28 protein-coding genes are annotated in these 25,660 nt (G+C 38.4%); 9 read left to right on the top strand and 19 right to left on the bottom strand.

Annotation, left to right across the window (positions count from 1 at the left end; genetic code table 11):
• Positions 1-47 precede the first annotated feature (47 nt).
• Positions 48-677, bottom strand: coding sequence for a hypothetical protein (locus tag LEP1GSC199_RS06520; RefSeq protein ID WP_002979162.1), 630 nt, complete (start codon positions 675-677; stop codon positions 48-50).
• Positions 678-780: 103 nt separating this feature from the next.
• Between LEP1GSC199_RS06520 and LEP1GSC199_RS20510 the strand changes: the two genes are divergently transcribed.
• The 3 genes from LEP1GSC199_RS20510 to LEP1GSC199_RS06505 all read left to right on the top strand — a co-directional run bounded on the left by LEP1GSC199_RS20510 (position 781) and on the right by LEP1GSC199_RS06505 (position 2,498).
• Entirely contained in the window at positions 781-1,212 is a 432-nt protein-coding gene (locus tag LEP1GSC199_RS20510; RefSeq protein ID WP_002979141.1) for a hypothetical protein, read from the top strand.
• Positions 1,212-2,174, top strand: coding sequence for a hypothetical protein (locus tag LEP1GSC199_RS06510; RefSeq protein WP_002979207.1), 963 nt, complete (start codon positions 1,212-1,214; stop codon positions 2,172-2,174). Before LEP1GSC199_RS20510 ends, LEP1GSC199_RS06510 begins: the two co-directional genes overlap by 1 nt.
• Before the next feature lie 75 nt (positions 2,175-2,249).
• Positions 2,250-2,498, top strand: coding sequence for a hypothetical protein (locus LEP1GSC199_RS06505; protein WP_039926227.1), 249 nt, complete (start codon positions 2,250-2,252; stop codon positions 2,496-2,498).
• A gap of 79 nt (positions 2,499-2,577) precedes the next feature.
• Here the strand turns inward: LEP1GSC199_RS06505 and LEP1GSC199_RS06500 are convergent, their stop codons facing one another.
• From LEP1GSC199_RS06500 to LEP1GSC199_RS06475, 6 genes are read right to left on the bottom strand one after another with little or no spacing between them, the layout of a single operon-like run.
• Positions 2,578-3,240: a hypothetical protein gene (locus tag LEP1GSC199_RS06500; RefSeq protein WP_002979125.1), complete on the bottom strand. Its 663-nt coding sequence runs from the start codon at positions 3,238-3,240 to the stop codon at positions 2,578-2,580.
• A gap of 51 nt (positions 3,241-3,291) precedes the next feature.
• A complete protein-coding gene (locus LEP1GSC199_RS06495; protein ID WP_002979238.1) occupies positions 3,292-4,089 on the bottom strand; it encodes a hypothetical protein in 798 nt (265 codons plus the stop codon).
• A gap of 27 nt (positions 4,090-4,116) precedes the next feature.
• A complete protein-coding gene (locus tag LEP1GSC199_RS06490; protein WP_039926250.1) occupies positions 4,117-4,707 on the bottom strand; it encodes an LOG family protein in 591 nt (196 codons plus the stop codon).
• Positions 4,708-4,755: 48 nt separating this feature from the next.
• Positions 4,756-5,601: a DUF4846 domain-containing protein gene (locus tag LEP1GSC199_RS06485; RefSeq protein WP_002979243.1), complete on the bottom strand. Its 846-nt coding sequence runs from the start codon at positions 5,599-5,601 to the stop codon at positions 4,756-4,758.
• Positions 5,598-6,620, bottom strand: a complete 1,023-nt coding sequence (locus LEP1GSC199_RS06480) for a zinc-dependent alcohol dehydrogenase (RefSeq protein WP_039926225.1) — start codon at positions 6,618-6,620, stop codon at positions 5,598-5,600. The genes LEP1GSC199_RS06485 and LEP1GSC199_RS06480 overlap by 4 nt, the downstream gene beginning before the upstream one ends.
• Positions 6,621-6,677: 57 nt before the next feature.
• Entirely contained in the window at positions 6,678-7,505 is an 828-nt protein-coding gene (locus LEP1GSC199_RS06475; RefSeq protein WP_002979165.1) for a hypothetical protein, read from the bottom strand.
• An 86-nt stretch (positions 7,506-7,591) separates the two neighbouring features.
• Between LEP1GSC199_RS06475 and LEP1GSC199_RS06470 the strand changes: the two genes are divergently transcribed.
• Positions 7,592-9,232, top strand: coding sequence for an ankyrin repeat domain-containing protein (locus LEP1GSC199_RS06470; RefSeq protein ID WP_002979220.1), 1,641 nt, complete (start codon positions 7,592-7,594; stop codon positions 9,230-9,232).
• On the opposite strand, the gene LEP1GSC199_RS06465 is transcribed toward LEP1GSC199_RS06470, so the two are convergent.
• Both LEP1GSC199_RS06465 and LEP1GSC199_RS06460 read right to left on the bottom strand, forming a co-directional pair.
• Complete coding sequence (locus LEP1GSC199_RS06465; protein ID WP_002979265.1) at positions 9,229-9,666, bottom strand: ABA4-like family protein; 438 nt, start codon at positions 9,664-9,666, stop codon at positions 9,229-9,231. The two genes, LEP1GSC199_RS06470 and LEP1GSC199_RS06465, sit on opposite strands and share 4 nt — an antisense overlap.
• A complete protein-coding gene (locus LEP1GSC199_RS06460; protein ID WP_002979157.1) occupies positions 9,663-10,586 on the bottom strand; it encodes a hypothetical protein in 924 nt (307 codons plus the stop codon). Before LEP1GSC199_RS06460 ends, LEP1GSC199_RS06465 begins: the two co-directional genes overlap by 4 nt.
• 70 nt (positions 10,587-10,656) lie before the next feature.
• On the opposite strand from LEP1GSC199_RS06460, the gene LEP1GSC199_RS06455 reads away from it, so the two are divergent.
• The gene (locus LEP1GSC199_RS06455) at positions 10,657-11,328 is read left to right on the top strand and encodes a TetR/AcrR family transcriptional regulator (RefSeq protein WP_002979227.1); all 672 of its coding nucleotides are present in this window, start codon (positions 10,657-10,659) and stop codon (positions 11,326-11,328) included.
• On the opposite strand, the gene LEP1GSC199_RS06450 is transcribed toward LEP1GSC199_RS06455, so the two are convergent.
• From LEP1GSC199_RS06450 to LEP1GSC199_RS06440, 3 genes are read right to left on the bottom strand one after another with little or no spacing between them, the layout of a single operon-like run.
• A complete protein-coding gene (locus tag LEP1GSC199_RS06450; protein WP_002979106.1) occupies positions 11,303-11,887 on the bottom strand; it encodes a DUF6272 family protein in 585 nt (194 codons plus the stop codon). The two genes, LEP1GSC199_RS06455 and LEP1GSC199_RS06450, sit on opposite strands and share 26 nt — an antisense overlap.
• A 31-nt stretch (positions 11,888-11,918) precedes the next feature.
• Positions 11,919-12,854: an adenylate/guanylate cyclase domain-containing protein gene (locus tag LEP1GSC199_RS06445; RefSeq protein WP_002979151.1), complete on the bottom strand. Its 936-nt coding sequence runs from the start codon at positions 12,852-12,854 to the stop codon at positions 11,919-11,921.
• Between the two features lie 8 nt (positions 12,855-12,862).
• On the bottom strand, positions 12,863-14,374 hold the full coding sequence (locus LEP1GSC199_RS06440; protein ID WP_002979211.1) for a PP2C family protein-serine/threonine phosphatase: 1,512 nt from the start codon (positions 14,372-14,374) through the stop codon (positions 12,863-12,865).
• A gap of 118 nt (positions 14,375-14,492) precedes the next feature.
• On the opposite strand from LEP1GSC199_RS06440, the gene LEP1GSC199_RS06435 reads away from it, so the two are divergent.
• Entirely contained in the window at positions 14,493-15,653 is a 1,161-nt protein-coding gene (locus LEP1GSC199_RS06435) for a GNAT family N-acetyltransferase (RefSeq protein ID WP_002979172.1), read from the top strand.
• A gap of 23 nt (positions 15,654-15,676) precedes the next feature.
• On the opposite strand, the gene LEP1GSC199_RS06430 is transcribed toward LEP1GSC199_RS06435, so the two are convergent.
• The 5 genes from LEP1GSC199_RS06430 to LEP1GSC199_RS06410 all read right to left on the bottom strand — a co-directional run bounded on the left by LEP1GSC199_RS06430 (position 15,677) and on the right by LEP1GSC199_RS06410 (position 19,039).
• Entirely contained in the window at positions 15,677-16,024 is a 348-nt protein-coding gene (locus tag LEP1GSC199_RS06430) for a slr1659 superfamily regulator (protein WP_002979129.1), read from the bottom strand.
• A 13-nt stretch (positions 16,025-16,037) separates the two neighbouring features.
• Positions 16,038-16,595 (bottom strand): slr1658 superfamily regulator, encoded by a 558-nt coding sequence (locus LEP1GSC199_RS06425; protein ID WP_002979205.1) that lies wholly within the window; start codon positions 16,593-16,595, stop codon positions 16,038-16,040.
• Positions 16,596-16,607: 12 nt separating this feature from the next.
• On the bottom strand, positions 16,608-17,342 hold the full coding sequence (locus LEP1GSC199_RS06420; RefSeq protein WP_039926244.1) for a class I SAM-dependent methyltransferase: 735 nt from the start codon (positions 17,340-17,342) through the stop codon (positions 16,608-16,610).
• A gap of 184 nt (positions 17,343-17,526) precedes the next feature.
• The gene (locus LEP1GSC199_RS06415) at positions 17,527-18,381 is read right to left on the bottom strand and encodes an LIC_13355 family lipoprotein (protein ID WP_039926222.1); all 855 of its coding nucleotides are present in this window, start codon (positions 18,379-18,381) and stop codon (positions 17,527-17,529) included.
• Between the two features lie 28 nt (positions 18,382-18,409).
• Positions 18,410-19,039, bottom strand: coding sequence for a hypothetical protein (locus LEP1GSC199_RS06410; RefSeq protein ID WP_002979260.1), 630 nt, complete (start codon positions 19,037-19,039; stop codon positions 18,410-18,412).
• Between the two features lie 460 nt (positions 19,040-19,499).
• Between LEP1GSC199_RS06410 and LEP1GSC199_RS06405 the strand changes: the two genes are divergently transcribed.
• Positions 19,500-20,258 (top strand): lysophospholipid acyltransferase family protein, encoded by a 759-nt coding sequence (locus tag LEP1GSC199_RS06405; protein WP_002979170.1) that lies wholly within the window; start codon positions 19,500-19,502, stop codon positions 20,256-20,258.
• 1 nt (position 20,259) lies between these two features.
• Here the strand turns inward: LEP1GSC199_RS06405 and LEP1GSC199_RS06400 are convergent, their stop codons facing one another.
• Together LEP1GSC199_RS06400 and LEP1GSC199_RS06395 are read right to left on the bottom strand one after the other, a co-directional pair.
• Positions 20,260-20,877, bottom strand: coding sequence for a TetR/AcrR family transcriptional regulator (locus tag LEP1GSC199_RS06400; RefSeq protein ID WP_002979203.1), 618 nt, complete (start codon positions 20,875-20,877; stop codon positions 20,260-20,262).
• Between the two features lie 60 nt (positions 20,878-20,937).
• A complete protein-coding gene (locus LEP1GSC199_RS06395; RefSeq protein ID WP_232420682.1) occupies positions 20,938-22,878 on the bottom strand; it encodes an alginate export family protein in 1,941 nt (646 codons plus the stop codon).
• Positions 22,879-23,057: 179 nt separating this feature from the next.
• On the opposite strand from LEP1GSC199_RS06395, the gene LEP1GSC199_RS06390 reads away from it, so the two are divergent.
• Positions 23,058-24,656 carry a SulP family inorganic anion transporter gene (locus LEP1GSC199_RS06390; protein ID WP_002979186.1) on the top strand — a complete coding sequence of 533 codons (1,599 nt, stop codon included), beginning with the start codon at positions 23,058-23,060 and terminating at the stop codon, positions 24,654-24,656.
• Between the two features lie 60 nt (positions 24,657-24,716).
• Entirely contained in the window at positions 24,717-25,652 is a 936-nt protein-coding gene (locus tag LEP1GSC199_RS06385; RefSeq protein WP_232420680.1) for a TPM domain-containing protein, read from the top strand.
• The last annotated feature ends 8 nt before the right edge of the window (positions 25,653-25,660 follow it).

The raw sequence follows: 25,660 nt of genomic DNA, 5'->3' as shown, positions 1-25,660 counted from the left end.
GAAATAATATTTCAAGCGCGAATCGAAATTGGTCAAATTTTGAGATCTCAGAGGTCCGTAAGTTCGGGAAGGAAATAAACGGAAGAGGGTGAGGCCATTCTCCCCCCACCCCGCACAGTTTGGAGACCTCGGGGACTGCGAAAGACAGTGACTCGAAAGCTGTCCACGACGGTTAAGCGCCCTTCGGCAAGTCCCAACTTCAACCGGACTTCACCGGCACCAGGATCTACCACTTGTGCGAAATAGGTTTTTGACCCCATTTGTACAATGACAAATTCCCGAAGGTGGAAGAGAGGCCTTCTGTCGCCTGCCGTTCCCAAAAACTTGGAGATCATCGTAAGGAATGGCAGAAAGTTTTCCTTATCTAAGGTTGATACGTAAGTGAGCAAATGTTGACGGAGGTATTCTTTGGCATGGTTGTGGGCGAGGACCGCACGATGGCGCCTGTCCAGTTGGTAGTAAAAAGATTGTAAAAGTTTGCGTTCCTCCTGATTACAACCGGCCCGGAAAGCCAAACGGTCCAACCGTTTGCTATGCATTTGGACAAGTTCTATCCTTCGAGTGATGTGGGCTGCGATACGAAACGCAAGGTAAAAGAAAACCAGAAGTAAGATCAGTTTTAAAAGTACAAACTCTTGGTTGCCCTCCCAAATCCAAACTGGTCTTTCTGGAAACATCGGTTGTTAGACGGGTTGGATGTAAGTTTTGTGCTTTATGTGTGGAGTAGGGATGAGATAACTTGGTGTTAGATGGGAATCTTAGATCATTCTATTGGGATATATGCATAAAATCTACCTATTGGTTTTTTTATCTTTTATTAATTGCCTAGTGATTCTAAAGGGTCAGGAGACGATTAGAAAAAGTGAAGCAGAAAGAGAAATCTCAAAAATAATTTTATTAAAAACAATTAGTTGTGGTTATAATGCCGGACGCGCATATGCAATTTCTGAATTAGGAAATGAAGAAGAAGAACCTTATCCTTGGGTTCAGATCGGTGGTGGTTCAAATGCAAGCAGAAATTTTTATGATGTTAAGGCATTAAATCATTGTTTGAGATCATTGTCAGCAATGCCTTGTCCTACCAAAGATATAAAAACACATGAAGGTGATCAGGAATATATAGCAACTCTAATCTTCACGCGATACCAATCCTGTACTTTTCGTCCGATCGAGAATTGGAAAATATTTGAACCATTCAAGGGAGAAATATAATGAAAATTTCTGATTATATCTCAATAAAAATTCTTTCAACCAAGTATTCTTTCTTAGCTATAATCATCTGGATTTTAAACGACTCATATTTCAAATCGATATTTCATAATGGAATAACTGGAAAAATAAGCGATATTATTGGTTTGTTTGTTACTCCGTTGTTACTGTCAGCAATAGTTTTAACTTTTTGTAATTTTAAAAAATATAAAGTAGAAGAATCAATAATTTTATTCGTTAGTATGTTTGTTGTAGCTCTTATGTTCATTTTGTTGAACCTAAATCAAAAAACAAATGATGTAATTACAGAGATTCTATGGTTTTTTATTCCTTCGAAAGGAACAGCTGACCAAACAGACATATACTGCTTAATCGTTTACATTCCAATGCTCTTGATATTTTATAAACTTAAAAAGAAGCAGTGCGGAAAAAAACTAAACCTATTAAAATATTTATCTCCAGTTTTAGTAAGTTTTGCTTTCATTAATACTTCAGCTATTGGAAATTTAGAATCAGATTTTACTAGAATCGCGATGTTTTGGTTACTTGCCGATATGAATGACCAAATAATATCTTTAACTCCGAAAGACGGTGATTCTTTTCAAAAATCTGACTTGATAAACTTTCAATGGACTTATAAAAATTATTATGGAGTTACTGAACCATCAGTTTACGATAATGAAATTGACTGTGGTATTACTCAAGATTTAGGTGAGTTAAATAGATTTGTTACAGGAAAATTCCAGAATTACGTTGTTCAAATTGCAAATAACGAATCTTTTTCTCCTATTGTATTGGAAATTCATTCTAATGGAATAGAAAAAACAGCAACCGGCCAAATAAATAATTCTGGCACTTATCACTATAGGGTTGCCTTGTTATATAAGAATAAAGTGGATTGCACTGAAGAAAATTTTTTGATTTTTTTACCACAACAAATTAAGAAAATATTGATTCACGATTGAAGACTATTTACGTTTTACAATTCCCAAGACTCTTATAGTTTAATCTAAGTTTTTTTGAAATGGTTTTATTAAGATATGTTAGATTCAAGTATCGATCATTTACTTCTCTACTCAGATAAGTTAGAAGAAACTTACCGATTCCTTTTGAAACAGGTAAAGTTGGTACCACTTACTCCACTAACCCCGTATGGATCTTTTCAAAGTGGGATGTTTGCACTCAAAAACTGCATTTTCGAAGTTCTCTGGAATGAAAAAAAAGACAACGGAAGCGGCAGAGAATCCACCTTCCCATCTTTTGCAGAACTATCTAAAACTTCCCCATAGGAAATTCGATCTTTCATAATCAAATCGTAGGAAGAGATAGTTGTTGTTTTACAAATTTTGAACGATGTGCAGCATCCCATCATTTAGCTGAAAAATCCATCCTTTCACCTTTGTAAAATACAAATTGATGGTTGTATTCATAACTAAAAAATATATGCGTATTTCTTGGTGTTAAGATCTCAAATTCATTTTTACCATTGATTTGATTTTCCTTCTCAAACACCAAAATGGTTCTAATGCACATCAGAAAGTCAGTTCCTGTTTTTAGGATAAATTTATTATAAGGATAATCATCATTCATATAGAATGGATATTTTTTGGAAATTCTACTTCCTCTTTTGTAAAAGGAATAAGGGTAAAAGTAGGAAATTTTTGATTCGTATGAGTGATTGTTTAACTGGAAGTAATGTTTTTCGAAATCTTCAAAAATGTTGATCTCTTTTTCTTTATCATAGCAGAGTTCGACCATGAGGTGAATCTTGTTTTGATCAAAGTCTTTGATCGCCATCTTTTCATCTTTATTGAATGTGGTGTTGTTTATGTCATTGATGATGAGATTTAAGTTTTCATATTCTATAAAAAAAGCAGAAAGATTATAATGTTTGGAGCCGTAAAAAGCGGCTTCTTCAAATTTTATATTTGTTATATTATCTAATCTATAATTGGAATTAAGGCCTGGAGAAATCAGAGTTAAGGCACAAGCATTGAATGAGAAGAGGATGATGATTATCAACTTTTGCATAATCTTTAGATTGAATTCCAGGTAATCATTTTCATTCTCGGTTCAGTAAACCTAATCCGTCAAATCCACCTCTTCGAAGTTTTCTGTTTGGTGGCGAAACATCCAAAGTTTATCCCCGGCATAAAAATTGATAAAACCATCTCGCATCTCAAATTGATGGATAACTCGAAGGAGTAAGTTCTCTTCGAATTGAGTTTCTGATGGGAGATCAATCACAAGCATTCTGCGAGTTGTGGTGATGGCAACTTTGTCGTATAAGTTGGCAAAGGATCGGATGGTTTCTTGTTCTAAACTGATGGTTTCCCAATGATTCGTATAACTATTAAAAAGATATAGTTTTCTGTCGCTTGCAACTAAGGCTGCTCTATGACCCATTGCCACTCTATAATGTTCTTCTCCAAAATGATGTCCTTTTTCCCATTCTGAACTTGAGTTACTAACACCTAACAAATTTTTTTGTGTGATCAAAACACAAAGGTCACCATAACACTGCGAATGCCAGATATGTTCCCCGCGAGTGGAATAGGAAATTTCTTGACCATCAGATAGAAAAGCCTTAAAGGATAGATGGCCTTTGACAAAATTTATAGTTGTTTGAATGTAAGGATAGGCAGTTTTGTCTGTGATATGACTTTCGAAAGCAGTGACCTGGTGGGTTACTGGTGGAGGGGCATTGAGGATTCGGTTGGCTTCGGGAGAGAGTTGGCGTAGTGGAGTGAGACGGGTGTCATGATTTCCTTGTCTCTGGTCATACCCACCGTGTCTTGGGTCGGCTCTCACAACTCCCAAGTTTGCAAAAATAAATCCAACCACAAGGAAAAGTGAAAGGATATAAAACCGATTTCGCATAGAAGATTTCATTTCAGTAATAGAACTTTACACATTTTCTTCCGACAACCATTTCTCCATCTTAGACGGTGAATAGTTTTGGATGGTTTGTAGTAGATCCTTTGAGGTTTCTAAAACTTGTACGAGCGCAGCATTTTCTTTTTTCAAAAATCCCGACTCCACCATATTTTGCATTAGTGTTAGGAGGGGATTGTAAAATCCAAGCCAATTAATGATAATGATGGGTTTGTGGTGTAAACCTAACTGAGACCATGTGATAATTTCAAAAAATTCTTCCATGGTTCCGAGTCCTCCAGGCAAAACAACAAAGGCATCGGACAAATCGAACATTTTTAGTTTTCTTTCATGCATACTTTCCACGAGGATGAGTTGGCCAAGTCCAGAATGTTCGATTTCTTTCTTTTTTAAAAATTTTGGCAAAACACCTATAACCGATCCATTTTTTGACAAACATCCGTTGGCTACAGCTCCCATTAGACCAACACTGGCTCCGCCATAAACCAAACCAATTTGGTGGGATCCTAAATATTCACCTAACTCGAAAGCTGCGTTCATGTAATAAGGATCAAGTCCAGCTGAAGATCCACAGTATACGGCAATATTATTTATTTGATTCATTGATAAAAACCAAGGCATTAAACACCAGTAAACATAGTAACCAATACTTCATTTTACAAATCCATAAAATTCTTTTGTAGGAAATTCCCATTCGGGAGTTGGAAAGGTTTGGTTCTCGGGAACTTCAAACCATGGAGAGTATTGACTTTTAGACTTTAGGATATGCATTTCTTGGGAAGGCATATAACTTTGTGCCAAAAGAAATAAAGTTTGTCCACCTTTTCCTGTTACTTGGTCCATCACCAAAACCACGTGGCCTGGTGAACCTGCTTCGATCCATACATCCCCAGGAGTTAAGTTTTGGATGGATTTTTTCTTTAACTCAGATTTTAAAGAAATAGTTCCTGCATAACTATAAATAAATCGCAAATATTCTTCGAATACATTGCGTCCCGTTCCTTGTTTGAATTTACCTTTTTTCCATTGGGATTTGTTTCCATTGACTTGGACCCTTTCTCCTTTGGCAAACCGAGAAAACGCCACCTCCATTCCGTTGCTAATTTTAAAATGGATATTGTCGTATTGTTTTCGTGAATAATAATATTCAGCCCGGAGTTTCATCACAGCATCCGCACATTGAATCAAATCTTCTTTCAGGAGGGGAAAGTCTAAAACGGCGGCATGGACTTGGTTTGTTTTGATTTTTCCATCGTAGAGAGAAACTGAACTTCCTTCCGGTTTTAATGGGAAGTTTTTTAAATAAGTCGCAAAACTATCATTAGGAAAGTTGATTCGTTGGAATCCCATTGGCGGTGTAAAACGCTCTGTAATGGAATCTGCATATAAGTTTTGGAAACATAGAGAAAGGATGGTAAGAACCATCCCAATCAGAAAAAAGTAGAACCGGTCCAATGAACCAGAAAAAGTTCTAAATCGGGATTTCCTCGATTTCATTTGGTAATCACCAACTTGATGGATTCCTCTAACCAGGCTTCTTTCGCATCTTTAAAGTTAGCTGTTCTTGTCACAATTTTTCCCGGTGTAAAGGTTCCTGATTGAATGTAAGGATAGAGTGCTTCCATGGAATCTTTAGATTCCACACGCCCCAAATGGATTTCCACACCTTGGTTGTACATTTCTAAATAAGGTATTTCCCATTGATTGGTCCAAAAGATAGAAGCAGAACTAAAAATAGCATTTCTGCCAAGGGAACGAACAGCAAAATCCCAACCTTGTTTATTAGCCGAAGCATCACATACCAAATCATATTTTTTAGTTGGTTTAGGAAAGATGTTAAAATGTTCTACTGGGATTCCTAAAGATTCCGCTAATTGGATTTTTGTTGTATCCGTATCGACATACAACACTTCGGCTTTTTTTGTTTGGTGGAGAAATAAAGCTGTATAGAGTCCAATACTTCCCGCATGGCCGCCCACAACGAGAACCTTCGGATCTTTTTTTTGCACTAAAAACCTTCCTGCGAGTTTCCAAACTTCGGAGATATTATCGCTGAAACTGGCAATGCCGACGGGATCAATTTTTTTATCCACTTCAAATAGCATTTGTTTGGCGAATGGAATTTTGATTTCATCAGCTATGGCTCCTCCAAAAGAGTTTGCTCCTGGTGGCATTCCGTACCCCGATGTATAAGGAACTGACTCGCAGGAATTAGCATGATGGTTCAAACAAGCAGGACAAGATCCACAAGAAATTTGAAAGGGAACGGCAACGGTCGTTCCTACCGAATATACATTTGCCAAATCCTCTGAAACGGATTTGATTTTACCAACAAACTCGTGTCCTACGGGGAAGGGTGCGCGGAATAAAGTTTCTCCGCGAAGGATTGGTAGATCCAAATCACAACGTGCAATGGTGATGGGTTCAACGATCACTTGGTTTTCGCCTGTGATTGCGAGTGGTTCCATCTCCTCCCATTCTAAAATTCCTTTTTTACGAAACATAAGTCGACGCATACCTGAACCTCCGTATACCGATTGGTCTATCTCTCATTATCTCAAAAAATAAAACAACTAGAATTGTTTAAACCAATCGGGGACTTTGGGAAGTTCGGTTTCTTCAAAGGACCAGTCTCCGAGTACTGTGACTATGGGTGCATTCGACTCTAAAGCTAATTGTAATCCGCGGCTTAAGTCTTTACGCACTGTGGGACGGTAAGGTGTTTCAAATTGGGATTGGAAGGCTTCTTTTTCATGTTCCCAGGCATAGGATAGAAAAAAATCCATAAACTTTTGACCGGAGTCCTCATATCGCCTTTTTAATGTTAGTAGATCAGGATTGTTTGTCTTTTTCATTGTACGTTGAAGGACAATAGAAATTCCCCTTACACTTTTAGAGAAAAAAGTTCCTGCTCTGATTATTTTTCTTTTTTGGGGATTCTCCAAGGCCCAAAGATCTGCCTTGTATTTAGCCACTCCCATGGACCCGTAGAAAGACAGAGTATGACTAAGCCAATAAAACGCTGAATAGGCGACCGTAAGTTCTGGTTTCAATGTTTGTTCCAGTTCCAAAAGGGGATCCAAACAAATTGCCATTGTATCTTTGATTTGTTCGGGTGTACTTTCTGCGATAGGGAACCCCACTTCCCCAAGGGCGGGAGTGTAAATGATGGCTTTAAAATTCGGAGAAATATTGTGAATTTTAAGATCTGCTAGAATCTTATCGGCAAGCCCAGGTTCAGCCTTTTTACTGAAAAGTGTAAGGTCCGCATTCGACACAGGTTCGTTTGTTGTAGTTGATGTTATGATATAGGCAGTTGGATCCTTCTCTTTTAGGCAGGTAATGGCGCTTTGGCCTGCTTCTCCCGATCCTCCGATGACCAAATATTGGTTTTGTTTCATGAAATCCTACCTGAATGGTTAGAAGATTTTAATTTTAGATTGATCCGTCAAAACTCTCCTGTTTTATATATCGGAACAAGCGAAATATGAAAACGATTTTATCCTGCTCTAATTGTTTTAGTGGTCACTCCATTTCAACTTCCAAATTGGAAGGAAAAAAGGGGAAGTATCGCTGCAAAAAATGTTATTCTTGGAATCAATTTGATTACCGCACAGAGTTTGTTGCTTCGTCCTCCGACTCACTCGTGTTATTTGATATTCATTTTAAAGATCAAATTCCTGAACACAAACTCCAAGGTCAAATTTTTGGAAGGTATACAACGGATTTTATATCTGACTGGTCAAATGAGGAACTTGTTTTTTTAAAAGACGAAGAGGGCAATGAAAACGATTTACGAATTTCTATAACAGGACTACCGGAACTCAGTCGGTTAAAAAACTTCCTTTTTGATATCAGAACAGAATCACCCTCCCCAATATTAAAAATCATCATCAATCAAAATGTTAATGTTTCCGCGGTAAGACTATCCATTACAATTGATTTGTTAGATGAAAGTTCAGTGTCAGGAAAATTGTATTTAGCCATTGCAGACCAGTGGAACACCTTATTACACGGAAGTTTTACTGCCACTCATATCTATAAAATCCAATTTGATGAACATGGCGATTCGGATAAAAAACTTCCCGAATTCATCCCAAATGAATTATCTGCAAAGATTCACACATTGTCTGGAAATATATTAGCGTTACAGGAAGATTTTTCTCTTCTAAATGATCAGACCAAAGAAGAACTATTAACTCTTGTTATGTACCATTGGCCGGAAAACCAATCTACCATTTCTGAAGTTCATTTCAAAGAAGGGAATGTGCAGGTTGTATTTCAACTTACTCAAAAAAAACTCAATGAAACATTAATTTTTCTTCTTTCCAATCAAGTGGTTCCCAATCAAAAACATTGGCAACTTTTTCATGATGTAGTCTGTCATTCTGAATCGGAACCAATGTTTATCCCACTTCTCAAACATAAATTTCCAGAAGGTTATGAAACTAATTTAGGTTCTAGTTTGAACACTAAAAATGAGGATAAAACTTTGGATTGGTTGGATTCCGATGATGTATATCTTCTGGATTCCTTTGTTCGCACAGTGGGTTCACTTGATTATATAATCAATGATCCAATTCGAAATCCTTTAGGTTTTTCACTTTTACAAGAATGTTTTGTTCGTGCGAAGTACAAATCCTGTATGCGACTTTTGGAACGAGGGGCGGATCCCAATCAATTGGATTCCAATGGAGAAACGGCGATCTTTAAACTTTGCCAAGATAGTACACTACGTTTGTTAGAAAAAACTACGCTTATGGATGAGCTCATTCGAAAGGGTGCCAAAGTCAATCTTCAGTCAGTAAATGGGATGACTCCCTTACATTGGTGTTCTGTTTTTGGAGAACCCAGTATGGCAAAGAGATTAATTCAGGCAGGTATCGACATTCATACAGCAGATAATACTGGTATAACGGCACTACACGAAGCATGTAAGTTTGGAAACTCAGCGGTGCTTGCGTTATTATTAGAATCTGGTGCTAAATCCAATGCCAAAACTTTAGATGAAAAAACTGGTAGGGATCTTGCCTTCGAAAATTTGGAAATTGCCGAATTAGAAGGTGATGAAGAGAAAAAGAATCGCTGCCAACGAGTTCTTTCTCTCCTAGATGTTTACGGAGGTTAGATCGGTTGAACCTTTTTATCTATGGTTTTTGTAACATATCTTAAAATCAAATACAAGAGCCATCCCGCCGGTCCGAAGTAAAACGTAAGGGCCAAAACCGGAACAAGAATCCACCTGTTGATTCCTTCTTTGATACCGTCCTCTACTTCCCAAGTTCCCAAAAACAAATCAAAGGCAAGGTAATGGATCCATCCCGCTAGTAAAAAGTAATCATTGGCAAATAGTGAACGAACCGATTCCAAACTGGAAAAGTTCCCTTCGGCCTGTCCATTCCCAACGATAATTGCAAATACATAAACCCCACCGAGAACAAGACCTGAGACAAACACTCTAAGATTACGAATCACCTTCAGTTGGTTTGGTGATAGAATCAATACCAACCATGCTAATAATGTAATTCCATTGGCAATTTTAAAGATTAAGGAAGGGTTCATATTGGTACCTGCGTATGAATTTTTTTGGGTTGTGAAACTAATTTGAAAAAACAAAGGAAACTGAGAAGTAGGGAAACTCCATAAATACTTGTGTAAATTGGATTCAGATTAAAAACCGATTCTCCATTTAAGGTTTGGACTACCATAACTATGTTCATCAGTAAAAATAAAATTCCCATGGAACGAACTAGTTTTTGGTTGGGAAGAGATTCCCTTTTGTTTATTAAATAAGCCGCAAGAAATACAAAGATTTGCATTACATGCATTCCAAAAAAATGGGGAACTCTCATATCACCGATTTTCGTACTCCAACCAAAGAAAAATAATCCAGTTCCAGGATCTCCGCTGCCAAATTGGTGCGAACCGCTAGTTTGAAAGATTCCCAGTTTCATTGCCTCTAATTGTTCTGGACGAGGGGATGTCATAAAAAATCCAATGATCATTCCAAAGCCGGCAATGGTAAGTCCCCAGACTAAACTTTCTCTTACAGTTGGAGAAATTGACTCCTTTTTAAAGATTCGGTAAACAATCCAAAGGTGGAACAACCAAAATAATGAGATACTTGTGCCCATAACTGAATATACAATTTGATTCCAAGTGGTTGTCACATTGAAATGACTCAACTCTCCGCTATATGCTTGTAAGGTGATAAGGACAATTTCAATGAGAGAGGTAATGGTTAAGGCCACCTGGATTTGTTTTTGGTATTTCCAATCTTTTAAAAATCGAACCAAAACCCAAATGGTGGTTAGTGAATACACTCCCACGGAGAGGGAAAATTTCAAGGGTTTGATCCAGACATTGACTCCCAAAAGGGTTCTTGTATCTAGAAATAAGAGGGGGAGGATGGCAACTGTGAGTATAACCATGGCGATCCCATTCCAAAAAAGTGGTTGTTTTCTGTAGTCATCAAATTCCATAATGTAGACAGTGTAAATATATATGTATACTCTGTCAACATAGAAAGTATACATTGTAAACATTTTAGATATGAAACCTGCTAAAAAAAAACAAACACTCCAAAAACCAAATTCTGCACCTGAATCAAAACTTAGCACCTACCACCATGGAAATCTAAGAGAAGAGGTTTTGGACCATTCCAGAAAGGTATTAGAAACGAAAGGTGTCTCTTCTCTCAGTCTTCGAGACATTGCCACCGATTTGGGTGTGAGCCATACCGCCCCCTACCGCCATTTCCCCAAAAAGATGGATCTCCTCCAGGCCCTTGTTACCGAAGGGTTTCGGGAATTGACTGAGGGTATGGATAGGGCCTGGGAACACTCGGAAGATCCTTTGGAAAAAATTAAAAAGGCAGGTGTGGAATATATTTTTCTATTACTCAAAAACCCCAGAAGGACAGAACTTATGTTTGGTGGTGAGATCTATGTTTCTGGAGATCCCATTTCTGATGAATTGCGAGAGTGTGGGAAATTAGCCTATTTAGGAATGTATAAGATAGTGGAATACGGCCAAAAATCATTGAAGTTGAAAAATTCCGTTCCCACAGACACTCTCATGATGAGTTTTTGGAGTGGGGTTCACGGATTTGCCGTGTTAAATGAACGGAAATGGAAACAAATCAAATCCAAAGAGGAAGAAGAAACCTTTCGAAAAGAAGTAGATCAAATTTTAGAAATTATGATTGAGGGAACCCGTTTGTGAAATAAATGACCCTACTTGTGATGAATGTGTCCTCTCCTTCTGATTCAAAAGATACTTCCATTTCGACAGGATAGTCTTTCAAAACCATAATCAGACCAATACCAGAATGATGAGGATCGTCTTCGTTAGTTTCTAATTTTTCGATATACAAACGTTCCAAGTCTTTTGCCGAGAAAATCTCTTTCAAACTGGCTTCGTAAGCAGTTACATTTGATTCGTTTGTTTTATTACGAACTAACATTTCGAATGTTTTGCCTCTATGGATTAAAGAGATTTCGATATCTGCTTTTTTATCATAAGAATATTTAGCGGCATTTTCCAATAACTCGTTAAAGACTGTGGATATAGAATTCACAATGTCCGAATTTTTCATATCCATTGATTCTGTTGGAACATTGGGTAAAAAAGAGAATCCGTAAAAATATCCAATAAAGTCGGACATGATTCCAATCCGGCGCCAATAACGCATTAAATCCACTGGTTTTAAATGGATTTGGATTTTGGAATCGGGTTCTTGGTTGATGTTATTTGCAGATTGGAAATTGCCGTACTTTCGCATAGTCGTAGTTCAACTAACGAATGTAGATGAGTTATTTCAAAGCCGCAAGCGCTTTTTCTAATGCGTATTGCATTAATCGGCGTTCTTCGGGATTTGTGCTCAGTTTATCAAAATGTAATGGTTTGAGAAGGAATCCATCAGAATCAAATTTCAGGAATGGGTTTTCTTTTTTATCTTGATCGTTTTTTAAACCGATGACTTGGAAGGTCTCAATAGGAGTGTGGACTCCTTTGACAACAATTTCACCCTTTGGTTTTGTATCAATAAACTCGTCTATCAGCGATTTGGTTGCATTGGATATAAGGATTTCCCCAGCATCAGAGGCATTTTCCAATCGAGAGGCCACATTGACTGGCCCGCCAATGATGGTGTAATCCATTCTTTCGTTAGTTCCGAAATTTCCAACGGTCACATAGCCGGTATTAATCCCAATACGACAGGTTAGGTTGTGATTGATTCCAGATTTTTTCCAATATTCAGCTAACGAAGGTAAACTGTCTCTCATTTCGATGGCCATTTTTACGCAGTTTAATGCATGGACTTTGTCGTTATCAAATGAAGGTGCACCAAAAAAAATCATGATGGCATCCCCAATGAATTTATCTATGGTTCCACCGTATTTGATTGCGATACTAGACATCACATCTAAATACTTATTCAAACAATCAGAAAGAATTTCTGGTTCTATGGAATCAGTGATGGTTGTAAATCCCACTATATCAGAAAAGAAAATGGTGAGTTTACGTCTTTGGTGTGAAATGGAGGTTTCTACTTCGGCACCCGTAATCATTTCATAAAGTTGTGGAGAGAGATAACGACGCATACGATCTAAAATCGTTTGAATCTTTGTATTATTTTCTAGAAGTTCGTTTTCGATTTCTGTGGAGTGATCAATGATGTTTTGGTAGAGGACTTCTAACTCAGCATACTTGGCGCGTTCTTCCTCCATAATTGATTCATTGTCCATAAAATATCCTATCCTCGTTTGCGCATGAGCATGATGGTAATGTCATCATAAACATCCATTCCATCGATAAAGACGTAGATGTCTTTAAAGATTGCATCTAAAATTGCATCGGTCGTATCGAGTTCAATATGTCTTTCTAAAGATTCAATCAACCGGTGAGCTCCAAATTGTTCCCTTTTCGGGTTTTCGGCTTCCGTTGCTCCATCAGTGTATAACAGGATGATGTCTTTTGGTTGGAGAGGAATCGGTTTTTCATGAATAAATTCATCAATAGATTCTGTTGGACCAACTAACATACCGTTGTCGACAGTGTCGATAGTTTCGGTTTTTTTGACAGCATGCCGATAAACCAAAATGGTTTCGTGTTGTCCCGCAGTGGTAAACACTCCATTTTTATAGGAAAATAAAGACAGAGTTAGATTTCGAATATCATTCATTCGAACATGTATATTGGAAAACAAAATAGAGTTGATGGAACGAAGTGATTCTCGTAATGAAATTACTTTGGAACGCAAAGTTGTGATAAACGCTGACTGAGTCATAAGCATCACAACACCCGAGGCTAGACCATGATCTGTTACGTCACCAATTCCAATGTAAACAGTTCCATCTTCATGGTGGACCACATCATAATAGTCTCCACCCACTTCATTGGCCGAGTCCATTCTTGCCGAAATTTCTAGTTCTTGGATCTCTTTTAATTCTTCATTACGTGGTAGTACCATAGCTTGAATTTGTCTTGCTACGTCTAATTCCATACCCAGTCGTAAGTTCTCTTCTAAGATGGCTTGTTTTTCTGTATTAAAAATTAAGTCAGCTTGTTCCTGTGTTGTACGAGATGTATTGAGAATGGCATAAAGAATGAGACCACCGGTAACTATCATGTATAAGAGGATGAGAAAAATTCCCATGGGAACAGCACTGACTAGGAAGAACGTACTGTTCTCTTCTAAAAACTCTGGTTTGAGATACTGTGATAACTCTATGAGTTTAGTATTCAAATCAGTCATCTCTGGATAAAAGTAGATGGTGAGAGATGCATACTCTACAATGAGAACAATGACAGCAAAGATGATGGTCTTAGTATTATTACGTATGGATGCCAATGCGATGAGAATGAAGAAAACATAAATCATCGGTGCCGCATACACAAGGCTTGGATTTTTTTGGGAGTATGCCGTATACCCTGTAACGAATGTCAGTAGGGTGATTTCTAAAAAGGAAGATAAGAATTTAAAGATGTTGAGATACTTACCCGATTTTTTTAATGAGTAAAGGACAATGAAGTTATAACAGAGAAGAACTAAGATGGCAGAAATCTGATAGTAGAACTCGATGGGGGGCCGACCGGAAAGGAGACCCAATGTGGCAAAGATAACTAAAAATCCGAGGAAGAAAAATCGGAACTTGGTTGCGAAGGTTTCTGCGCGGAATTCCCCTTGGTAAGCAATCTCTTTAAGTTGTTTTTTGTAATAGTCCGAGAGGACAAATCGATTTTCGTTGGCGGGAGATTGCGGCATAGAGTAAAGTTTTCTTTCTTTATATTTCGTTCAAGAGAATGCGGAAAATTAGCTTATAACGTCATACATTTTGCATAAATTGCAAATGATTTTTCATTTTTTTAGGGGGAAGACTAGGATGAGTCAGATCAAAGTACATTTGGCTACAACTGAGGAGGATCGCAATAAAATTTATCATCTCCGATATGACATTTATGTTCAAGAAATGAACAGGGTTCAGGAATATGCTGACCACAATACAAAAATGATTAAAGAACCCTTCGATGAAACAGGTCATCTTTTCCTCGCAGAGACAGAAGAGGGTGAATGTATTGGAACGGTTCGCATCAACTTCCGTAAAGACGGAAATTTAGAATGTGAAGATTTATATGAAATGGAACTCTTCCGGCCCTTTTATCCGGATCAAGTTTCGATGTCCACAAAACTCATGGTAAAACGTGAATTTCGTCATACAGCAGCTGCTAGTATGCTTTGTATGAAGATCTATGAACATGCCAGAGAACATGGGATTGTCATCGATTTTATTGATACCAATCCTCATTTAGTTCGTTTGTACAACCAAGTTGGTTACAGGATGTACAAGAAGAACATCCATCATCCCGAATATGGGATCGTCATCCCTATGGTTTTTTTACTGGATGATAACGAATATCTAAAACAAATTCACTCACCTTTCCTCCGTTTGGCGAAACGTTTTCCAGCGGGAACCGAACTTGCCCATTTATTCGAAACTCAATTTACTGAGTACAAAGACATTCGACCTCTCTTCTCAATGGAGGGAGATGAGGTTTGGCAAAATATTGTTCATGATATGATGCTTCCTCCGAGCCAGTTTCTCTCATTTCTCAGAGGATTCACAGAAGAGGAATCAAAGAAGTTATTATCTATGTTGGATCTCATTGACTATGAAGATGGGGATATTGTATTTCACCAAAACCAAGAAAGCCAAGGCCTCTTTTGTGTTTTGGATGGAAGTGTGGAAGTGGTTGTCAATCGTGAGGACGGAGTCAGGTCTACGATTTCCATTTTAAACCAAGGAGAGATTTTTGGAGAGTTGGGTTTTGTTTCCAAGTCCAATCGGAATGCTGATATCATTGTGAGGGATCACGCAAAGTTATTAATTTTGACTCCCAATGAATTTCAAAAATTGGAAATCCAAAGTCCGACTCTTGCGATCAAACTACTTACCAATTTGTTTGTGATATTAGCGCAAAGGTTCAATGAAATGTCCCGCCGCATGCTCGAATTTAGAAGGTTGTACGAGATGGGCGGAAAGTAGGGTCGGAAACGAAATTTAGGTGTTTAGGAAATTTCCAAAACCACTTGGTCCCAAAGTTTTTTGAAGTTGGAAAGTGATTTTGACTGCCAAGAAACATTGAGGGATCCTTGGATTTTGATTTGGTATGTTGCACTTTTCCTGGAATCAATAATGAACATAGAGAGGGTAGTGATCCCCGAACTGTTTACAAATTGTAAATCTCTAAAATCCATAGTGAGTAAGGTTCCTTGGCAAAGTTTGGCAACGTCTCTTAAAAATAATTTTATGGGTTCATAAGCGGGTAAGTTCTGTAATCGGATGGAACCTGTGAATTTGACAGTCTTAGTGGCTTCGTCGTATTGTATGTTGTAATCTAAGTCTTTGATTTCCATGAAGCTTCGCCTATTATATCTCTTCTACGTTGATAATTGCTCTTACCGTGATTTCATGAGTATCGGCATCGATCTCATGGAAACTATAACCAAAACGAACGGGGTAGTCCTTTAACATCATGAGTAGGCCCAGACCAGACTTGGTATCACTATCTTCTTTGGTTTCGAGTGTAGAAAAATACATCTCCTCCACGTTCTCCGACAAGAGTTTGTTTACAAAAAGCTCAAAACTATCTCGTAAGGTTTTTGACGCCACATTTAAAACATCAATTCTTAAAAGATTTCCGTATTGTTTCAATTCTACGTTGATTCTACCTTCTCTTGCTTTCGAAAATTTAGAAGCATTTTCAAGAAGTTCGTTAATGATTGTAGAAAGGGAGTTGGCTTTGGTTTCACTAGCTTCGTAACAATAGGAGTAAAATCCGGCAACAAAGTTTGCAGTGAGCCCGCACCGCCTCCAATACGTAGTCATATCGATTGGTTGGAAGATCAATCGAAGTTGGCCATCAGCAGGCAAATTTTCTGGAATGATGTGGTATTCCCCGATGATAATGGGTGCCTTTTGATTCAATTTTGCCTCCGTCTATTTTTGGTACAAATGCGTTTCAAGTTTAATCGTGAATTTCACACGATTGGACATATACTCTGATTGGAGCCTAGAATACAAATCTTGCATTCCGTCTGGATGACCCATAAAGGACATCATCGACCAACCTGTCATCATTCCCAAATGAATTTTTGGGTAGTCGACTAAGGGTTTATCATCGTTGCCATCATTGGATGCAATAAAGTCTGTTCTTGCCGACAACTTAAAACCCAATTGTTCCATAATTTCAGGAACCTTTTCCATTACAAACCGATCCGCTGGATGAATCGTAGCATGTTTTGCCACCATGTCCAAAAGAACTTGGGGGCCAGTGAAGGATTTATCGTTGGGACAATGAATCAGAATCTTTCCGCCTGGTTTTAACACCCGGTGGAATTCCTTTAGAGCCTTTTCTGGTTCTTTGATATGGATGAGAACCATAGAATTGAAGATGAAATCAAAATGGTTGTCCGGGTAATCGAGAGAACGCACATCGGAGACCTTCCAGTCTACTTTTGGGTGCGACAGTTTACAATATTGCACCATTTCTTCCGAAATGTCACATGCAGACCAATGAAGATTCGGATTTTTTTTCATTAAGAAACTGGTGAGCACTCCAGGACCTGCCCCAGCGTCTAGTGCCTTCCCTGATTCCTTTTCAAAGGAAATGGAATCCAAAAAAGGATCGAGTAGGAGTTTTAGAAGATTGGCCTGCGCGGATAACCTAGGCATCTCATCCTGGATGGATATTTTTTGTGTGTATAGGTTTTCGCTCAAAGTGGATACGCGCTCGGTGTGGTTCTAAAAAAAGAACTCTTTTTTAAGGATCGGTCAACTGAAATACAGGTCCTTTTTTTAGGTTTTTTTTAGTAGAACTTCGAAAGAGGGAAAATCTGACATAATGACTAAAGGATGGTTATTGCAGTTTGCGAGCCACCACTCCATCGATATCGCTACCATTATAACTGCCAGGGGGCCAGGGGAAGTTGTTTCCCGTTGCAGGATTGTTCACAGCACTTGCAGAGGTAATTTTCAGGAATTTAAATCCAGTGGCTTTGATATCATTGGCGAGAGTGGTATTACAATTGATATCGTTCGGATCGTTCTCGTCTAAGTTGTCTAAATCAAATCCATCACCACCACCTAACAAAAAAGATCCACCGGTATTGACAAATAAGTCTTCGTTTGAAAATGGTTTGGTGGTCATATTGAAATACACTGGTCTAAGTCCACCAAAACGTAACCAGCTATTCATTAAATTGACACTGGCACCCGTATAACTAGGATTAAATCCGCAAAAATTGGTTCCATCAATGGAAACTTGTATGACGGAAGGATCCATAGCATAAGTATTTGTATCATCGGAGATGCGAAAACTATTGTCATAAACAATGAAGTCGTCACCCGAGACATTTTTTACAGTTTTTCCGCCCCAACTGAGGACCATTGTAGCACCTGGACCTGTGATGTCTAAGGCGTAAACATCCAAAGAGCCAACAAGTTCTCCAGAGCCACAGATGCCATTGATTGCTTTGTTTGAGTCGGAAAAACCGGAAACATTGGCACTTGCACTAACAACTGTCGTAGCGATCAAGATTTCAGAAGGTAGTGGAGATTTTGGACAGAAATTCAAACCGGATGCTAAGTTAAGTAAAGGTAATAAAGCAGCCAGGTCCTCTCCAGAAGAGGAAGATTTTTTGCAATGTGAGAAGGATACAAGTATCAAAAGAAATAAATAACTAGAAAGTTTTAATTTTGTAAGTAATTGCATCACATCCCCCAATGTACGAAACTATTTCTTAAAGTCCAGTCCAAGTCGAGTTTTCAGTTCTTGAAAGTGCTCTACTGAAAGTAAACCCACCACAACCATTGGTTGCGTAATTTGTTGGATTGCTTGTTACTGTACTTGCTTGCACTTCTGCCAGTGTTGTTTTTCCCGAAACGGCTTCACAATAATAAAAACATTTTGAAGCCCCAAGTTCACATCCAGATTTTGTCACCGGGGTATAATCGATTCTTCCAAAAGAAGATTTTGAAAAGTTATTTCCACCAGGAGTATTTTGGTAGTAAAGTCTGCGAGTGGCTTTGTCAAAAGAAAGAATTCGATAAGTGGTATCTCCTCCACCAAAGTAGTTTGCATCGGAATTAAATCCAGAAATGATACTTCCTGAACCATCTGCGTTGGTTGCAATGATCAGTCGTCCATTGGGTGTTCCTGTCATTTGTCCGCTGGAATTATAAGTATAACCTGCGTTCCACTGTCCATTATAATCCAATAAAAAGGAAGTAGATAAGGCACTGCCAACAGCAAGTCCTAGTAATAATTTATTATTGGCATCTGATTCCGAAACTTGTTTTTCTGTTTGGCAGGCGATGATTTGTGCGAGTAAAATCAGGGAAAGGGCGGTGGTTTTGAGTGTTCGATTCATAGAAGTCTCCTAAATGGTTTGAATTTAGGGGAACTCCGATACAAAAATAAACAAACTGCTGTTAGGCTCCTTGAGATTGGTACCTAAAATACAAATATAGTCTTTGATTGTTTCGGGTGCCCCGATGCCTTCGGGGCCCCTGTATCCAAATGGAGGACATTTGAAATCAGTGTGTAAAGTTCCATAACCACGAGGTAGACTTTACGGGGAAGATCTGGCTCACCAAACTTTGATTTGGATTACAGTTGCGGGTCAGCACAGGAATTACACCTGTTTCCTCCCAGAAGGTATTTCCCAGGATTTCGCCAACGGAGGAATTGTCAAATTTTTAAAGCCAAGATAGGGAGATCTTTAAGGTTTCATTTGATACAGAAATGACTTCGAATTGTAGCGAAAATCTTTGGTAAACTTTTGCAACCAAATTGAGTTTTTGGGCACTTACAGAATAAGAGGAAAATTTATGTTCTATTATGTGGGAAGATCCATCGGATTTGTGCTTATGTGGGTAGTGGTGAAACCAATGCGTCTGAAGTATGGAAACAAAAAAGTTGAAATTCAAAACGACCATATCTTGCGTAAGTTGAATGGTCGATCTATCATCCTAATTTCAAACCATATCAAACCCAGAAATAAATTTTTAAAAGCGATTACCATGCCTTATGATGCTTTTGTGATTCGTGGTGTTCTCAAACGATATGGAATTTATACAACAGCACTCACAAGTTATGATTCTGGAATTCCCAATAAAGGGAAAAAAAGAAAATGGTTGTATAGAAAAGAACAAATGGTGAAAGGAATTGTAAAGTCCATAGATTTGATTCCGCTGAACAGAAGTGAATCAGATCCTGCTACCATTAAAGATTTTAAACGTCGGATTGGACGCGGCAATTTAGGAATCGGAATTTTTCCGGAAGGTACTTGGTACCGCGGATTTCGTAAGAATAGAAAACTATATCCTGGTATGGTCGTTCTAAGCAAACGATATAACTTACCAATCATTCCCTTGTATTTGGATGCATACAATTTGAACAAACCAATGCGAATGTCTGTTGGGAATCCAATTTGGGAAGTGACCGATGCACCAGAAACAATCACTTATATTCGTAGTGAACTCGTTCGATTGAAAGAAAAAGGAACTTCTGTTTCGGTTTCTACCGAAGTCGAGGGAAGTTTGGATTTAGATAATGATGGACTCGATGTCTCACCAAGCGTAAGTTAGTTTATTTTTTACTAAGAAGTTTTTGAAAGTAGGAAATCCCTTCTTCAATGGGATTTCCTGAACCTTTTCGTTTCCGAAGCATTCCTGTCATGTCCAAAACAATCACTCCATACATCCAACTCCACATCATCCGAGCAATGGCTGGGTATTCATTTTTTGGATACGGAATTTCGCCAGATTCAAAACCAATACGCACCGTTTCTAAAAAGAAACGATAACTTTTTGGCAATTGTGGGAAGGCCTTTCTATGTACTCCGCCGTAGTCGGTCACAAACATTACTTTATGTAGTTCGCGGTTGTTGCTTGCAAAGTTAAAATAGGAACGGGCAATGGCAGCTAATTGTTGGAAGGCCGAACCGGTTTCCACATCGGCACTTCCTTTTTTCAACATAGAAAGAAGTTCATCTTCCCCCGATTTGATTAAATCTTGGACTAAGTCAATTTGGCTTTCGTAATAGGAATAGGGACTGGCAACGCTGCAACCGAGCCTGTTGGCTATCTTTCGCATAGATAGACCGTCCAATCCTTCTTCTTTTAAAATCAGGAGGGAAACGTTTCTAATTTCCTCACGAGAGAGGCTGTTGCGAATCCGTCTTTGTTTGTTTGAAGCTTCCAACATGGATTTGAATCAATCTGACCTCCATTGTATTCAAATCCATACAAAAATCGAACGTTTTTCTTAAAAAGCAGCGTTGATTTGGGCATAAGCCATATAAGCATCCCGAGCCAGTTGGTTTTTGCCTTGTAAGTAGTTTTGGTTCCATTCGAAGGATTGTGTGGTTGTGTTGTATTGGATTTTGTTATTTCGATAGTTGCGGATGGAGTCTCCTGCGTTCAAATACCCAAATCCCATCCATAGAGAAACAAAATCATTGATTTGTCCGTGCCAAGTTACATCCACTTCCGTATAAATCCGTTTTCCTAATGCATAGGGTGACGAATAAGAATTGTTGGAATAATTTTCTGTACTACCTTTGTCAGCCGATACGGGATAAGGATTTTTTTCACCGAGAGAACTTGTGGAATTGGCGACACCACTGATGGCATACCATGCGTCTTGTTTTTCTGCTTTATCGTTTTGAAAATAAGTAACTTGGAATTCACCAAAGGATTCCGTTTGGTAAGTGATACTTACCGATTTAGAATATAGGTTCTGTGCGTTGATATTTTCTGAAATTCCTGCCACACTATTAAAATAAGGAATCACTCCGAATCTTGGATTGGCTAAAGTTTGGAATGTGGATATAGATGCATCGGCCCTATTTTTATCGCCGGATGCGTACAACACTTGACCACCTAATCTTAGTTTTTTGAAAAAAGTATATCCCGTTTGGAACACATGCATTTGGCCTGTATACTTTTCTCTTTCGGTTCTTGTGTTGTCATATTCATTGGGAAGGTATTCTTTTAGATAAGGGTCTTGGATTCGTCGTCCGCTAGTTCCTGTTTGGAAAGCAGATTCCCATGTGAAATCCCAAGATTTTCCTTCGGGAAGGAAGTTTCCTTTAGTTCTGTTGGTAAGGCGAAATCCGGTGGTGATTAAGTTTTGGTTTTGTCTACTTCTGTTGGCTGCGAGTGGATCATCAATAGAAGATGTGGGCAGGCCTGTGATAGGATTGTATGAATTTTTTTTCCATTTCCGAACTACTCCCAAACTGTAAAGATCCAAGGTAACCCAGTCAGGAATGGTAAAACTATTGTAGGTTCCGATTAAGGTTGTGTCCGTTCCTGTGGCGGCGGAATTGAGTTTTGGATCATTGGCTGACACCACACCATTGGTTCCACTTTGGGTCCAGTAGGGTCTTGCCATTAAAAAGTGGATCTTAAAATTGTCATAGTTAAACATAAGCCTAATCCCATCAAAGGAAAGTCCATTGACAGTCCAGTTCCCACCACCTATCATTCGTTGGTCGCCGTAAGCCCAAATTTGTCGTCCTACTTGTAATTTAGAATGAAGGGGGAGTTGGTTTAGTGTTAAAAACGCTTCCCTTACGCCTGTTTGGTTTAGGGATACTGCATTCGTTTGGTTTTTAGAATAAATATCTGCGGTGTTGTTAAAGAAGTTGGCCCGGATATCGCCAGAGGAAGCGGGGGATTCCCCTCCCCAAACACGAGCATCTTGGAGAGTTACTTTTGCTTGTATATAGGGACTGGGATCAAAGATAAAATAAATCGATGATGTTTGAATGGTTCTGTCAATATAACCTTTGTCAGAGGCATTAAAATCTAGATTGTATCTGGATTCTTGTCTGGGTCGTAAATACAAACCAAACCGCAATACATCGTTTAACCAGAACTGCTGTGAGTTCGATGAATGTTTTGATAACTCGGGTTCTACAAACATGTGACGGTTGTATTCAGGATCAATTCCCTTCTCTTTCATGGAAGAAACATAGGGTTTGGAAACTGTTGTGGTTCCATCCGAGTTTTGTGTTTCTGCGGGAGTGGTTTTTATGATGATTGACTCTTCCGTTTTTGGCTCAGATGCTAAAGGTGGATTGAATAGAAATAAAAATTGCGATATCAAAACAATACTAAGGATCTTTTTGGTTTTGAATTTGCTCTTGTATTCTTGAAAAAAGAACGATTTTATATAAATATTTTTTTTAGGTTTATTCATGATAAGCTCCATTTGGTTCTCCTGAATTCGGAAGGGACAATTTCCATCTCTGAAATTAGACAAAAATATAGGAAGAATAATTTACGAAAAACATTTCGTATTATGAAAACTAGTTCCATTCACTGAACCCATTGGCAGTTTGGTATTAAGCAGCTTTCGGCTGGTAGCGAGGGATTATTATGGTTCCAAAAGATTGGTTACCCGGATTAAAGGAAAATTGGCGATCGGACATAGTGTCCGGTTTTATTGTGTTTCTGATTGCGTTGCCCCTTTGTTTGGGGATCTCACTCGCTTCTGGAGCGCCCCCTATGGCCGGAATTTTTTCCGGTATCGTTGGTGGAATCATAGCTTCTTTGTTAAGTGGATCTCATCTTACGATCAATGGTCCTGCGGCCGGCCTAATTGCTGTTGTTTTGAACTCGATCATGGTGTTAGGTGGTGGGGATGCAAAACTTGGTTTTGAACTTACACTTGCGGCTATTGTGATTGCAGGAGCCATTCAAGTGGTTTTGGGTTTGGTTAAAGCAGGAAATCTTACCGTTTATTTTCCCATATCTGTAGTCCATGGAATGATGGCGGCCATTGGGATTATCATTATTTCTAAACAGTTTTATGTAGCTCTTGGAATTACTCCCAAAGCCAAAACGATCGGGGGATTACTTTTAGAAATTCCTTTTAGTTTTTCTTTCGTGAATCCGGAAGTGGCAATCATTGGAATCTCAGCCATTGTGATCATTGCCGTTTTAGCTAAAATCAAAAATCCTATCGTGAAAAAACTACCGGCACCACTCGTTGCAGTGTTAGTTGGGATTGCCCTTGGTGTGGTATTTGATTTAGCAGATGAACATTCTTATACTTTGCTTGACCAAACTTATAAAATTGGACCGGAAAAGTTAGTAAACTTACCAGATCATATTTCTGACGGAATTACCTTTCCAGATTTTTCGAGATGGAAGGATGGAATCTTTTGGGTGATGGTAATTACGATTGCTCTTATTGCAAGCATTGAATCATTGTTAACTGCGACTGCCGTTGATAATACAGATCCGTATCGACGTCAATCAAATATGGATCGTGAGTTGCTCGCAAAAGGGGCAGGTAACTTCCTTTTAGGTTGGATTGGAGGATTGCCAATCATTGCCGAGGTGGTTCGGTCCTCAGCCAATATGGACAATGGTGCAAAAACACGTTGGTCCAATTTTTTCCATGGACTCTTTTTACTTTTTTTCATTTTGCTTTTACCAGGTCTGATCCATAAGATTCCTCTAGCATCGCTTGCAGGGATTTTGATTATGGTAGGATTCCGATTGGCTTCCCCTCATGTTTTCAAAGAAACTTACGAAAAGGGATGGGATCAAATTGTCATTTTTACAGTGACAGTAGTGCTTACCATAGTAGAGGATTTGTTAGTTGGTGTATTCTGTGGTATTATAACTGCTATTTTGATTCAAATATATTTCGGAGTCCCTCTTCGTTATATCTTTGTGGCTGACATCACTGTTAAATCAGAAAATAAGGTTCATGTATTGGATGTAAAACATGCGTTGTTATTTTCTAACATGATTTCGTTAAAACTTTTGTTTAGAAAAATTACACCTGGTGAACGAGTGGATCTTAAGTTTGATAAGAATGTAAAAATGATTGGTTTTTCGGCCATTGAATTTTTGCAAAGTTTCAAACGAGACTACGAACTTAGAGGTGGGCAAGTGAATTTGATTGGTTTTGAGGACCTAAAACCAATCTCTGCTTATTATGGAGCCACTCGAATCCATAAGTAGTCGATAAAAAATTCTTGTAACCGAATGTTTTAAAATCAATATCCTTGTATGCAGAGGATATTGTTTTTTTCCCTTCTTTTCGTTTTCCCCATTCTTGTCCAAGCAAAAGATGTTCCCACTTTAAAAACTAGAGTGATGGACGAAACTTGGACTTTAGATCCTGGGTTTGTATCTGCTTTAGAAAGACAACTCAAAGACCAAGAAAGTAAAACAAGTAATCAAATTGCCGTTCTTGTAATCCCTTCCCTAGATGGAGAGGTTTTAGAAGAATATTCAATCAAAGTTGCTGAAGAATGGAAACTCGGACAAAAGAAAAAGGACAATGGAGTTTTATTGTTAATCGCCCTAAATGACCGCAAATTAAGAATTGAAGTCGGATATGGATTGGAAGGAAGTTTAACGGATGTTTTATGTCATCAAATCATTGAAAAAGAGATTAAACCTTATTTTAAAAAGGGTGATTTTGAATCAGGAATTCAAAATGGTGTGAATGCGATTATTGACGCCATTGATGGTTCTTATACAGCTTCGTCTCCCGAAGATTATTCACATCTAGGTCCTCTATCTTTTTTGGGTAAACTATCGGAGGGACAAGATGAAATTCCTTATCAAGTAAAAATTTTTGTCTCCGTTTTTGTTTTGTTAATTTTAGGAATTTTTACTTATGTAGCAGCTAACGCACCCTATATTGGTTGGTTTATCTATTTCTTTTTATTTCCTTTTTGGAGTTTGTTTCCCACTGCCATTCATGGTGCCAATATTGGTGCTTCCGTATTTTTAACTTATGCCATTGGAATCGGTTTGTATAAACTCTATCATCTTTTGACTCCACACGGTCGTATGCGAATGAAAAAGGGAATCTTCGGTGGATCTTATCGCAGTTCAGGCAGTAGTGGCAGAGGTTGGTCAAGCAGTAGTGGGGGTAGCTCTAGGTCCGGCGGTTTTAGTGGTGGTGGTGGAAGTTTTGGAGGAGGAGGTAGTTCCGGAAGTTGGTAAATTTTTTT

It is taken from the genome of Leptospira vanthielii serovar Holland str. Waz Holland = ATCC 700522 (assembly GCF_000332455.1).
GTDB lineage: Bacteria > Spirochaetota > Leptospiria > Leptospirales > Leptospiraceae > Leptospira_A > Leptospira_A vanthielii.
This window is presented reverse-complemented; position numbering and strand designations above follow the sequence as displayed.